Raw genomic sequence first — 12,013 nt, 5'->3', positions numbered from 1 at the left:
CGCAGAAGACGCAGATTTGAAGACAAAGGACGTAGGAAATCCGCTTCCGGTCCTGTCTTTGAAATCTGCGTCTTCTGCGTAATCTGCGGGTAAACCCCTTCTCCGAGGTTCCCGTGGACATCCCGCACGTTCAGCTCGTCCGCCAGACCGCCCAACAGCCGACCGTCGCCGACGTCGCCGGCGAGGTCCGCAACCAGTGGCTCACCTCCAAAACCGCCAAGCGCATCAAGCCGGGTATGCGGGTCGCCGTCGGGTGCGGCAGCCGCGGCATCAAGAACTACCTCACCATCGCGAAGGCCACGATCGACGCGCTCAAGGAACTCGGGGCGGTGCCGTTCGTCGTCTCCGCGATGGGCTCGCACGGCGGGGCCACGCCGGCCGGCCAGCGCGAGCTGCTCGCGAGCTACGACATCGACGAGGCGCACCTCGGCGTGCCCGTGCTCACCGACATGGACGCGGTCGTGATCGGCACCAACACCGTCGGCCAGCCCGTGTACTGGGACAAGAACGCTCTGGCGGCCGACGCCGTGGTGACCGTGTCGCGGGTGAAGCCGCACACCGACTTCCGCGGCAACTTCGAGAGCGGCATCCTCAAGATGCTGGTCATCGGGTTCGGCAAGCGGCACGGGGCCGACCAGGTCCACAGCTTCGGCCCCCGCGGGCTCCGCGACATGATCCCCGCCGCCGGCCGCGTCATCCTGGAGAAGACCCCGTTCATCGGCGGGCTCGCGATCCTGGAGAACGCCAAGGAAGAAACGGCGAAGCTCGAGGTCGTGGACCGCGACGACCTGTGGGACCGGGAGCCGGAGCTGCTCGTCGTGGCCCGCGGGCTCCTCGGCCGGATGCCGTTCAAGGCGCTCGACGTGCTCATCATCGGCGAGTGCGGGAAGAACTACTCCGGGGCCGGGATGGACCCGAACGTCGTCGGCCGGATGCTCATCGAGGCGTCGCCCGAGGTCGAGACCAACGACCCGCGAATCACCCGCATCGGCGTGCTCGACGTGTCCCCCGAGAGCCACGGGAACGCGACCGGCATCGGCATCGCCGACCTGACCACGAACCGGGCACTCACCGGCATCGACCAGGGCGCGTTCCGCATGAACAACCTGACCGCCCGGTCGCTGTGGCGGAGCAAGCTCCCGATCGGGTTCGAGACGGACCGCGAGGTGATCGAGGCGTGCCTCGACACGTGCTGGCAGCCGGACATCCCGAACGCGAAGTTCGCCCTGATCCCGAACACGCTGGAGGTGGTCGAACTGTGGGCGTCGGCCCCGCTCGTCGCCGAGGTCCGCGGCCTGCCGCACATCGAGGTTCTGGGCGGCCCGCGGCCGCTGCCGTTCGACGCGGCCGGGAACCTGCTCCAAGAAGCGCTGTTCCCGCACAGCGTCCGCGGCCGCCGGACCGGCGCGCAACACTGACCCCAGGGGCAGTGCTCCGATCCGATCTGGACCCGGCCTCGGTGGGGCCGGACTGCCCTGTTGAGTCGTTCGCCTCAGTCGGGCCGCCCTCCGTGGCGGCCCGACTGAGGCCGAGGAATTCGATCGAGCAACTGCGTGAATCGGGGACACGGGCACACCCGCGAGTGAGTCTTGCGCCCCAAGTCTTGTAGCTGAATTGAGATCGGGCCCCGGCAATCCGTTGAACGATCTTTCTTCGGGACGGGTTATTGGTTTCGGTTTGATTCCGGACATGGGTGTGCATGTCGTCCGGAATCAATGAGAGCGGTGCGATCGACCCCAGGTCCGCGACAACGCACGGGTCCAGAATCGCGGCCCGTCTGGTGAGAGCGCCGCGTCGAAGTTGGGGTTGAACCCGGTTCCGGCGTGTGGTGAAATCTGCCTTCACCACAGAGTCCACGGACGGACCACACCATGAAGACGACCGCCGCCGTCCTCGTTGCGCCCGGCCGGCCGCTCGAACTCGCCGACCTCGAAATCCCCGCTCTCAAGCCCGGCCAGGTTCTCGTCGAAGTCGCGTTCTGCGGCGTGTGCCACACGCAGGTTCTGGAGGCCCGCGGGCACCGCGGCGAGGACCGGTACTGCCCGCACTGCCTCGGCCACGAGGGCAGCGGCACGGTCCGCGAGGTCGGAGCCGGCGTCGCGAAGGTGAGGCCCGGCGACCGCGTGATCCTGTCGTGGATCAAGGGCAGCGGGGCCGACGTCAACAGCACCGTCTACGACTGGAGCGGCCGCCCGGTGAACGCCGGCGGCATCACCACCTTCGCCACCCACACCGTCATCAGCGAGAACCGCCTCACCGTCGTCCCCAACGGCATGGACATGCGGCTCGCCGCGCTCGTCGGCTGCGCCGTGCCGACGGGGGCGGGCGTCATCTTCAACACCGCCAACCCGCGGCCGGGGGAGAGCCTCGTGGTGTTCGGGGCCGGCGGCATCGGCTCGTGCGCGATCGCGGCCGCCGCGCTGGCCGGGTGCGTTCCTGTCATTGGGGTCGACGTGAACCCAGACAAGCTCGGCCTGGCGAAGCAACTCGGCGCGACGCACACGATCAGCGCCCGCACCGGCGACCCGGTTCAGCAAATCCGGGCGCTGTGCCCCGGCGGGGCCGACTTCGCCGTCGAGGCGACCGGCAACCCGGCCGTCATGCAGCAGGCGCTCGCGTGCGTGCGGCCGCAGGGCGGCACCGCCGTCGTGGTGGGGAACGCGAGGCACGGGCAGACGCTCGAGATCGACCCCCGCGAACTCAACCAGGGCAAGCGGCTCCTCGGCACCTGGGGCGGGGACAACAACCCGGACCGCGACTTCCCGCGGTACTGCAAGCTCATCGCCGCCGGGAAGCTGAACCTCGAACCGCTCCTGTCGCGGACCTACGCACTGGCGGACGTCAACGCGGCGCTGAACGACCTCGAACACGGCCTGTGCGCCCGGCCGCTCATCAAGGTCGCGGGGTGAACCATGCTGATCGGCCTCGACTTCGACAACACGATCGTCCGCTACGACCGGCTGTTCCACCGCCTCGCGGTCGAGCGCGGCCTCGTGCCGGCGGCGCTGCCCGCGACGAAGCAGGCGGTCCGCGACCACATGCGGACGAGCGGCCGCGAGGACGACTGGACCGAGCTCCAGGGCGTCGCGTACGGCCCGCGGATCGCGGACGCCGAGCCGTGGCCGGGCGTCCGCGAGTTCCTCGGGCTGTGCTGGGACGCCGGGGCGCAGGTCGCGGTCGTCAGCCACAAGACGCGGCACCCGTACCGCGGCGAGAAGCACGACCTGCACGCCGCAGCCCTGCACTTCCTCGAGGCGCACGGGTTCTTCGACCTCGGCCTGTCGCGCGACCGCGTGTACCTCGAACCCACGCTCGCCGAGAAGCTCGCCCGCGTCGGGGCGCTCCGGTGCGCCGCGTTCGTGGACGACCTGCCCGAGGTGCTCGCGGAGGCCGCGTTCCCGGCCCGCGTGCGGAAGGTGCTGTTCGACCCCGCGAACGCGCACGGTGCGAGCCGGAGCGTCACCCGCGTGACCTCGTGGCACGCCTGCGCCGGCGCGCTGCTCGTCGCCCGGGAGGTGGCCGCGTGACAGACCCCGTCACCGATTCCGTCAGGCGCATCGTCCGCAACGCCGGCCTGGGCGCGGTGCGGGCGCTGGTGCCGCTCGCCGGCGGGAAGAACAACCGCGTGTACCGCGTCGAGGCCCAGAACGGCGATGCCGTTCTCAAGTCCTACTTCCGCCACCCCGACGACCCCCGCGACCGCCTCGGGGCCGAGTGGGCGTTCGCGCGGTTCGCGGCCGGGTGCGGGGCCAACCGCACCCCCGAGCCGCTGTCGGCCCTGCCGGACGCGGGACTAGCGCTGTACGAGCTGCTGGCCGGGCGGCGGCCGACCGCGGCCGACGTGACCGACGATATCGTGGCGCAGGCAACGGACTTTGTGGAGGCCCTGAACGCGGCACGGTGGCGGCCGCTCGGGGCCCGGCTGCGGGTCGCGTCGGAGGCGTGCTTCAGCGTGGCCGAGCACCTCGGCACCGTCGCCCGCCGCGTCGACCGGCTCGCGGGCGTCGCCGACCCGGTCGCGGCCGCGTTCGTCCGCGAGGAACTCCTCCCGGCGTGGCGCGAGGTGCGGGCCGCGGTGGGCGGCCCCGCGTCGGTCGGCCGCCCGCTGGAGCCGACCGAGCGGTGCGTGTCGCCGTCCGACTTCGGGTTCCACAACGCCCTGATCGGGACCGACGGCCGGGTGCGGTTCCTCGACTTCGAGTACGCGGGATGGGACGACCCCGCGAAGCTCGTGTGCGACTTCTTCTGCCAGCCCGCGGTGCCCGTTCCCGAGCGGTACTTCGAGGCGTTCGCGCACGCCGTCTCGGTGTACTTCCAGAAGCCCGCCTCGGTGCTTGCCCGGGTCCGGGCGCTGCTGCCCGTGTACCGGCTCAAGTGGGTGTGCATCCGGCTCAACGAGTTCCTCCCGACCGACGGCAGCCGCCGCACGTTCGCCCTGCCCACCGAGGACTCCGCGGCCCGGCGGGCCGCCCAGCTCGACGCGGCACGGGCCGCACTCCGCCACCTTCAGGTTCAGGGGGCCGCAGCATGAAAGTCGTCGTCCTCGGGGCGAACTCGTTCTCGGGCCAGGACTTCGTGGACCTGCTCCTCGACGACCCGGCGTACTCGGTGGTCGGCGTCAGCCGCTCGCCCGAGCGCGGGCCGCTGTTCCTGAAGTACCGCACGCGGCCGAACCTCGCCCGGTACCAGTACCACCGGCTCGACCTGAACCGCGACGCGGGCGACCTCCTCGCCCTGCTCGACCGCGAGCGGCCCGAGGCGGTCGTGAACTTCGCCGCCCAGAGCGAGGTGGCCCCGAGTTGGGACCACCCCGAGCACTGGTTCCAGACGAACACCGTCGCGCTGGCGAAGCTCGTGAACCACCTGCGGAAGCAGACGTACCTGAAGCGCTACCTGCACGTCTCGTCGCCGGAGGCCTACGGCACCTGCGTCGGCCGCGTGACCGAGGACGCGCCGCTGAACCCGAGCACCCCCTACGCCGCGAGCAAAGCGGCCGCCGACTTTCTGCTCAACACCTACGCGAAGCAGTTCGGGTTCCCCCTCCTCACCGTGCGGGCGACGAACGTGTACGGCGCGCGGCAGCAGTTGTTCAAGATCATCCCGCGTTCGGCGATCTACACGAAGCTCGGCACGCCGATCGAACTGCACGGCGGCGGCCGCGCCGTGAAGTCGTACGTCCACATCCGCGACGTGTCCCGCGGCGAAAAGCTGATCCTCGAGCGCGGCCGCGTGGGGCAGATCTACAACCTGTCGCCGGACGCGGGGGTCGAGGTCCGCGAGGTCGTTCGGCTCATGTGCGAGCGGCTCGGGAAGCGGTTCGAGGACGCGACCCGCACCGTCGAGGAGCGGCCCGGCCAGGACGCCGCGTACGTCATCGACTCGACCAAGGCCCGCACCGAGCTCGGCTGGGCACCAACCGTGCCGCTCGCCGAGGGGCTCGCCGAGGTCGTGGCCTGGGTGAACGAGTACTGGGCCGAGATCCGGAACGAGTCCCTGCAGTACAAGCACGCCGCGTGAGGAACACCATGAGGCACCCGTGCCGCGTCTGCGGCCGCATCGGCGTCCGCGAGCACCTCGACTTCGGCCCGCAGGCCGTGCGGAACCGCTTCCTGCGGAGTGCCGACGAGGTGGAGTACACGCACCCGCTGAGCATCGGCTACTGCGGCTCGTGCGGGGTCGTTCAACTCACCGCTCCGCCGCCGGTCGATGAGTTGCGGCCGCTCTTCGAGTGGGTGAGTTACAACGAACCCGAGCGCCACCTCGACGATCTCGTCCGCACGCTGACTCGGCTCCCCGGCGTCACCCCGAACTCGACCTTCGCCGGACTGACGTACAAGGACGACTCGACCCTCGCCCGGCTCAACCGCCTCGGGTTCGCAAACACCTGGCGGCCGGACGTCCGCACCGACCTGGGGATCGCCGCACCGTTCGCGGGCGTCGAATCGGTCCAGGCCGTGATGCGGCCGGAAGGGGCGAAGCGGCTCGCGGCGAAGTTCGGCCGGCCCGACGTGCTGCTCGTCCGGCACGTCCTCGAACACACGCACGACACCCAGGCCGCACTCGCCTGGGCCGCGGAACTCGTCGAACCGGGCGGGTACGTCGTGTTCGAGGTGCCGGACACGGTCCGCGCCCTGGAGCGGCTCGACTACACGACCGTGTGGGAGGAGCACACGCTGTACTTCACGCCGGTGTCGCTGCGGGCGTGCGTCGGCCGCGCCGGGTTCGACGTGGTGGCGCTGGAGACCTACCCGTACACGCTCGAGAACTCGCTCGTGGTGATCGCCCGCGCCGGCGACGCCCAGCACCGCACGGTCGCGAACGACGTGGCCGGCATGGCCCGCGCCGACCGGTTCGTGAGTGAGTTCCAGCGCGTCCGCTCCCGGACCCGCCGTCTCCTGTGCGGCCGCGGCCGCGTCGCCATGCTCGGGGCCGGGCACCTCACCGGTGCGTTCGTCAACCTCTACGGCCTTGCGGGGCAGATCGAGTTCGTCGCCGACGACAACCCGCACAAGCACGGCCTGTTCATGCCCGGCTCGCGGCTCCCGGTCCGACCCACCTCCGAACTGCTCACCCGCGGCATCGACCTGTGCCTGATGACCGTCCGGCCGGAGATCGAGGACGCGGTCGCGGCCAGGAACGGTGCGTTCACCGCGGGCGGCGGCGTGCTCGCGTCGGTGTTCCCGGACAGCCCCTACGCCCTGGAACGCTCCGAGCGCCTCGCGGGGGTGCCGGCATGACGGGCGTGCGGGTCCTCAGCAACGAGGTGCTCGTCGCGACCACCGGCGTGGTGCGCGTGACCGCAGCCGACGCGGCCGAGGTCGTGCGCCGCGGAACCAGCAGCGAGCGGAAGCGCGCAAGGTTGTGCGCGCACCCGGCCGCGACCGACCCGCTGCACGAGATGCTCATCTGCCTCGCACGGGGCACATACATCCGCCCGCACCGGCACTCGGGAAAGTCCGAGTCGTTCCACGTCATCGAGGGCGAACTCGATGTCGTCCTGTTCGACGACGGCGGCACCGTCCGCGACGTGATCCGCATGGGGCCGTACCCGTCGGGGCGCACCTTCTTCTACCGGCTGGCGGAACCGACGTACCACACGGTCCTGGTGACCACCCCGCACGTCCTGTTCCACGAGACGACGAGCGGCCCGTTCGACCCCGCCGGCTCGGAGTTCGCGCCGTGGTCGCCCGCCGAGGGCGAGCCCGCAGCGGACGAGTACCTCGCCGCGCTCCGCACGACAATCGGCCACCCCGCGGGGGCCGTGGCGTGACGCGGAAGCACTCCATCATCATCGGCGGCACAAAGGGCGTCGGCCGCGAGCTGGCCGTGCTGCTCGCGACTACGGGTCAGTACGTCACCGCCGTCGGCCGCACCCCGGGCGAGTTCCCCACGGTCCCGGGCGGCGAGGTCGAGGGCTTCGCGGGCACTGCCGAAGACCCCGAGGCGCTGCTCGCGGCGCTGCGGCAGCAGGTCGAGCGCCGCGGCCAGCTATCGAGCCTCGTGTTCCTCCAGCGCTACCGCGGCACCGGCGACACCTGGGCCGGCGAACTGGCCGTCGCGATGACCGCGACCAAGACGCTCCTCGAAGGGCTCGTGCCGCACCTCGCGGCCGACGGGGACCGCTCGGTGTGCGTCGTGACGTCGAACGCGGGTTCGCTCGTCGCGCGGAACCAGTCGCTCGGCTACCACACGTCGAAGGCCGCGCTTCGGCAGATGGCCCGGTACTACGCGGTGAAGTACGGCCCCCAGGGCGTCCGCGTGAACGTGGTTGCGCCGTCGGCGTTCGTGAAGTCCGAGTCGGCCGCGTTCTACGCCGGGCACCCCGAGTTGCAGGCCGTGTACGCGAGGGCCACGCCGCTGGGTCGCATGGGCACCGCGAAAGAGGTCGCGAGGGCCGTCGCGTTCCTGTGCGGGCCGGACGCCGCGTTCATCACCGGCCAGGAACTCGTCGTTGACGGCGGGCTGTCACTGATGATGCAGGACGCGCTCGCCCGTGAGGTCGCGGGGATCGCGTAAGTCACCACCCACGAGAACCGTCATGACGACGACCACCGCCCCGCGCACCGCCGCCCCCGCGACGCACTACAAGGCGACCCACTGCCTGCTCTGCGGGTCCGGCGACCTCTCACTCGCGCTGCCGCTCGCGCACTCGGCGGTGGGGAACGACTACCTCACCACCCGGCAGCCGCAGCAGCGGTTCGCGCTCTCGCTGCACCTGTGCGGCGGGTGCGGCAACGTCCAGATCGAGGACGTGGTGAACCCGGACCTCCTGTTCCGCCAGTACACCTATTCGACCACCTCGTCGCTCGGGCTGGTCGAGCACTTCCGCAAGTACGCGGCCGAGATCGCGGGGCAGGCCGGGCTCGCGGCCGGTGCGCTGGTCGCCGACATCGGCAGCAACGACGGCTCGCTGCTGAAGGCGTTCGCCGAGCGCGGGTGCCGGGTCGTGGGCGTCGACCCCGCGGTCGAGATCGCGGCACGGGCGACGGCCGAGGGCGTGCCGACCGTGCCCGAATACTTCACCCCCGACGTGGCGGCCCGCGTCCGCGACGAGCACGGCCCGGCGAAGCTCGTGACCGCGAACAACGTGTTCGCGCACTCCGACCAACTCCCGGCGATGGCCGACGGCGTCCGCCTGCTGCTCGACCGCGACGGGCTGTTCACGTTCGAGGTGTCGTACCTCCTCGACATCGTCCAGAAGATGCTGTTCGACACGGTGTACCACGAGCACCTGTGCTACCACTCGGTGCGGTCGCTGAAGGCGTTCTTCGCGCGGCACGGGCTCCAACTCGTCGACGCCCGCCGCATCCCCACCAAGGGCGGCTCGCTCCGCGGCACCGTGCAACTCGCCGGCGGCCCTCGGCCGGTCTCGCCCGAGGTCGCGCGCTTGATTGAGTGGGAAACGCTGACGCGGCTCCACAGCACCGAGACGTTCCGCGCCTACGCCCGCCGCATCGAGACCGCGAAGGATCAGTTCGGCGCGCTCCTCGACCGCTGCCGGGCGACCGGCAAGGTGGTCGCGGGGTACGGCGCGTCCCCCACCGTCACGACGCTCATCGACCAGTTCGACCTCGCCGACCTCCTCGATTTCTTGGTGGACGACAACCAAGTGAAGCAGCACACGTTCAGCCCCGGGCACCACGTGCCGGTCCACCCGTCGGACGCGATCTACGAGCGAGAGGCCGACGTGGTCGCGGTGCTCGCGTGGCAGTACGCCGCGCCGATCACCGCGAAGCACCGCAAGTTCACCGAGGCCGGGGGCCGGTTCGTCGTCCCGCTGCCGCAGGTGCAGGTCGTCTGACCGGTCCGGCTTGAACCCGTCGGGCGCGGCGCGGTAGCTTGTCGCACCGCACCCGCCAGCAAGGAAGCGCACATGGTCATCTTCGACGAGATCAACGACGGCCCGGGGTTCTGCCTGGAGGAGCTCGCGCCGGCGGAACTCGACTTCGTCCGCGGGCTCATCACCGCCCAGTACCTCGACCGGATCGGCGCGCTCCAGCACGACCTCGTGCCCATCGCCCGCGAGCGCGGCATCGCCCGGTACCACACGCTGCCGACCACGTTCGAGCACGGGAAGTCGTGGCCCAAGGCGGCGCGGCTGCTCGACCCGAAGTACGTCACCGACTTCGCCCGCATGGGCTTCTTCCGCCGCGTCCAGGCGCAGTTCGGGGCGTCGGCGGCCATCAGCCACGGCGAGCTGAACTGGCGGCTCGTGCGGCCGAACCAGCCGGGCGACGTCGGGCCGATCCACGCCGACAAGTGGTTCTGGGACGCGGGCTACGGGTACGGGTCGATGCCGGCCGGGTTCGACCGGTTCAAGATCTGGGTCGCGGTCCACACCGAGCCCGGCGCGAACGGGCTGTGCGTGAAGCCCGCGTCGCACCGCCAGGAGTGGAAGCACCACTTCGAGACCAAGGACGGCGTCTCGAAGCCGGTGTTCGACGAGGACCCCGACGCCATCGAGACCGAACTGCTCCCGCTCGCGGCCGGGGGAATGGTGATGTTCCACGACGAGTTACTGCACGGCGGCGTCGTGAACCGCGGCAACACCTGCCGGGTGAGCATCGAGTTGACCGTGCTGTTCGACCGCGCCGAGGCCGTCGCCCGTGCGGCCGCGCTCCGCGGCGAACTCGCCCTCGCCTGAACCCGGCCCGCGCCCGCGACCCGGAACGGAGGCCGGGACCGATGTTCCTACACAAGCTCGTTTCCGGCTCGCACCTCGCCCTGCTCTTTGCGTGGGCCAACCTGTGCGTCGCGCTCGGCGCACTGCGGCCGTCGCGCCCGGCCCTCCGGCGGTTGCGGCAGGTCGCGGTCCGCACCGCACTCGCGGCGCACGCCGTTCTGCTCCTCCGCGGCAAGATCCGCGTTACCCGGTTCGTGCGGCTGTGCCGGTCGAGCGGCGTCCCGCGGCAGGCACTGGAGCGGAACCTCGAGGCCGCGGTCGCGCTCGCCGAGTGGGACGTCGGCCGGCAGAAGTTCGACCGGGCCGAGGCGCTCATGACCCGGCACATCGACGCGAACCCCGAGCACCCGCGGGCCGCGAAGTGCTACGGCATGAGGTCGATGGCGCACATCTGGCGGGGCAACCAGCGCGAGACGATCGCCGACCTGACCCGGTGCGCCGAACTGCGGCCGAGCTACGCCCGCGGGTTCAACTACCTCGCGAACCTGGCGCAGGTCCACGGCATCCGCGGTGAGGTGGCGCAGGCCCGCCGGGCGATGGCCGTTCAGTGCAAGGTGCGCAAGACCGAGGACGCGACCGAGTACCTGGCCCGCATCCTCATCGACCGCACCGACCGCTACCTCACCAACATTCCCGGCCGCGACACCGTCGGCGTCCTGTTCGGCGCGTACCACCACGCGCTCGGCCACGCGGTCCTCGACCCGTTCCACTTCTACAACCTGTTCCGGCACCGATTCGATCACCTCGTCGTGCTCCACCCGGACATCCTCTCGTACTCGCGGGCGTCGGCGCAGATGCTCGCGGTGATGCAGCAGTACCTCGACCAGACCGGCGTGCTACCGGGCGACCTGAGCCTGTTCCCGTGGCAGCACCTCGGCGAGATCACCGCCGGGCGCGTCACGTTCCTGTGCCACAACTACTGGTCGCTGAACCGCCTGGCGTACCACGCCCGCCGCGACCCGAGGCACCCGATGAGCGGCGGCCGCCGGTACGTCGAGCTGCCGCCGAAGATCGTCGACCGCGCGCAGTGGGCGTGCCGCAAGAACAAGCTCGACCTGTCGCGGCCGGTCGTCGTGCTGCACGCCCGCGCCCACGGCTACCACAAGCTCCAGGTGCAGTCGTTCCGCAACGTGAACATCCGGAACTACGTCCCCGCGGTGCGGCGGCTGATCGACCTGGGCTACAACGTCGTGCGGATCGGCGACAAGGACATGGCGAGCATCCGCGACGAGGTGCCCGGCGTCGTCGAGTTGCCCACGCTCGCGCACTACGACCACGCGCTCGACCCGTTCTTCCTGGCCCGCTGCAAGTTCATGATCAGTTGCCAGTCGGGGCCGTGCTCGGTGGCGCGGGCGATGGGCAAGCCGAACCTCGTCGTGAACGCGGTGTACCACCACACGATGCTCCCGGAGGTCGAGGAGGTGTTCGCGTTCAAGCGGTACCGCAACGCCGGCGGCGACCTCGGCCTCGAAGAGCTGCTCACCCGCGGGTGCCACCTGTTCGACCGCACCTCGCACTTCACCGACGCCGGGATCGCGCTCGAGGACTGCTCGGCCGACGAGATCCTCGCGGCCACCGAGGAGATGCTCGCCGGGCTCGAGAACTCGGACCGCTACGACACCCCGGCCCAGACGACCTTCCGCAACCTGATGCTGCGGTTCGCGAACCCGGCCCAGACCACGCACCCGCTGGCGCACGCGATGACCGACTACATCGGGTACTCGCTGCCCGAGGGCCGCGTGTCCGACGCGGTGTGCCTGATGCGGCCCGGGTACGTCCCCGCCCCGCGGCGGGGCGCGGCGAAGGTGGCCTGAGTCATTCACCCTGAGA

The 12,013-nt window shown here is 70.8% G+C and carries 11 protein-coding genes; all 11 read left to right on the top strand.

The features are described from left to right. Positions 1-113 precede the first annotated feature (113 nt). Positions 114-1,418, top strand: coding sequence for a hypothetical protein (locus ACTIGN_RS27020; RefSeq protein WP_439629733.1), 1,305 nt, complete (start codon positions 114-116; stop codon positions 1,416-1,418). A 453-nt stretch (positions 1,419-1,871) separates the two neighbouring features. Beyond that, positions 1,872-2,909: a zinc-binding dehydrogenase gene (locus ACTIGN_RS27015; protein ID WP_439629731.1), complete on the top strand. Its 1,038-nt coding sequence runs from the start codon at positions 1,872-1,874 to the stop codon at positions 2,907-2,909. 3 nt (positions 2,910-2,912) lie between these two features. Beyond that, positions 2,913-3,527 carry a haloacid dehalogenase-like hydrolase gene (locus ACTIGN_RS27010; RefSeq protein ID WP_439629729.1) on the top strand — a complete coding sequence of 205 codons (615 nt, stop codon included), beginning with the start codon at positions 2,913-2,915 and terminating at the stop codon, positions 3,525-3,527. Then, positions 3,524-4,531, top strand: coding sequence for an aminoglycoside phosphotransferase family protein (locus ACTIGN_RS27005; protein ID WP_439629727.1), 1,008 nt, complete (start codon positions 3,524-3,526; stop codon positions 4,529-4,531). The genes ACTIGN_RS27010 and ACTIGN_RS27005 overlap by 4 nt, the downstream gene beginning before the upstream one ends. Next, the gene (locus ACTIGN_RS27000; protein WP_439629725.1) at positions 4,528-5,517 is read left to right on the top strand and encodes a GDP-mannose 4,6-dehydratase; all 990 of its coding nucleotides are present in this window, start codon (positions 4,528-4,530) and stop codon (positions 5,515-5,517) included. Before ACTIGN_RS27005 ends, ACTIGN_RS27000 begins: the two co-directional genes overlap by 4 nt. Before the next feature lie 8 nt (positions 5,518-5,525). Beyond that, on the top strand, positions 5,526-6,737 hold the full coding sequence (locus ACTIGN_RS26995) for a class I SAM-dependent methyltransferase (protein WP_439629723.1): 1,212 nt from the start codon (positions 5,526-5,528) through the stop codon (positions 6,735-6,737). Next, on the top strand, positions 6,734-7,270 hold the full coding sequence (locus ACTIGN_RS26990) for a WbuC family cupin fold metalloprotein (RefSeq protein ID WP_439629721.1): 537 nt from the start codon (positions 6,734-6,736) through the stop codon (positions 7,268-7,270). The genes ACTIGN_RS26995 and ACTIGN_RS26990 overlap by 4 nt, the downstream gene beginning before the upstream one ends. Next, entirely contained in the window at positions 7,267-8,016 is a 750-nt protein-coding gene (locus tag ACTIGN_RS26985; RefSeq protein WP_439629719.1) for an SDR family NAD(P)-dependent oxidoreductase, read from the top strand. The genes ACTIGN_RS26990 and ACTIGN_RS26985 overlap by 4 nt, the downstream gene beginning before the upstream one ends. 22 nt (positions 8,017-8,038) lie before the next feature. Next, complete coding sequence (locus ACTIGN_RS26980; protein ID WP_439629717.1) at positions 8,039-9,301, top strand: class I SAM-dependent methyltransferase; 1,263 nt, start codon at positions 8,039-8,041, stop codon at positions 9,299-9,301. A gap of 72 nt (positions 9,302-9,373) precedes the next feature. Beyond that, entirely contained in the window at positions 9,374-10,144 is a 771-nt protein-coding gene (locus ACTIGN_RS26975; protein ID WP_439629715.1) for a phytanoyl-CoA dioxygenase family protein, read from the top strand. A gap of 41 nt (positions 10,145-10,185) precedes the next feature. Next, positions 10,186-11,997: a TIGR04372 family glycosyltransferase gene (locus ACTIGN_RS26970; protein WP_439629713.1), complete on the top strand. Its 1,812-nt coding sequence runs from the start codon at positions 10,186-10,188 to the stop codon at positions 11,995-11,997. Positions 11,998-12,013 lie beyond the last annotated feature (16 nt).

It is taken from the genome of Gemmata sp. (assembly GCF_051859125.1).
Classification (GTDB): Bacteria; Planctomycetota; Planctomycetia; order Gemmatales; family Gemmataceae; genus Gemmata.
The sequence above is the reverse complement of the archived record's forward strand: the minus strand, read 5'-3'. Positions and strand labels throughout refer to the sequence as shown.

What these genes read in the sequence shown, in the direction of transcription:
- ACTIGN_RS27010 (WP_439629729.1), top strand. Translation starts at nt 2,913, where the DNA reads ATGCTGATCGGCCTCGACTTCGACAACACGATCGTCCGCTACGACCGG.
- ACTIGN_RS26990 (WP_439629721.1), top strand. Translation starts at nt 6,734, where the DNA reads ATGACGGGCGTGCGGGTCCTCAGCAACGAGGTGCTCGTCGCGACCACC.
- ACTIGN_RS26995 (WP_439629723.1), top strand. Translation starts at nt 5,526, where the DNA reads ATGAGGCACCCGTGCCGCGTCTGCGGCCGCATCGGCGTCCGCGAGCAC.
- ACTIGN_RS27000 (WP_439629725.1), top strand. Translation starts at nt 4,528, where the DNA reads ATGAAAGTCGTCGTCCTCGGGGCGAACTCGTTCTCGGGCCAGGACTTC.
- ACTIGN_RS27015 (WP_439629731.1), top strand. Translation starts at nt 1,872, where the DNA reads ATGAAGACGACCGCCGCCGTCCTCGTTGCGCCCGGCCGGCCGCTCGAA.
- ACTIGN_RS26975 (WP_439629715.1), top strand. Translation starts at nt 9,374, where the DNA reads ATGGTCATCTTCGACGAGATCAACGACGGCCCGGGGTTCTGCCTGGAG.
- ACTIGN_RS26970 (WP_439629713.1), top strand. Translation starts at nt 10,186, where the DNA reads ATGTTCCTACACAAGCTCGTTTCCGGCTCGCACCTCGCCCTGCTCTTT.
- ACTIGN_RS26980 (WP_439629717.1), top strand. Translation starts at nt 8,039, where the DNA reads ATGACGACGACCACCGCCCCGCGCACCGCCGCCCCCGCGACGCACTAC.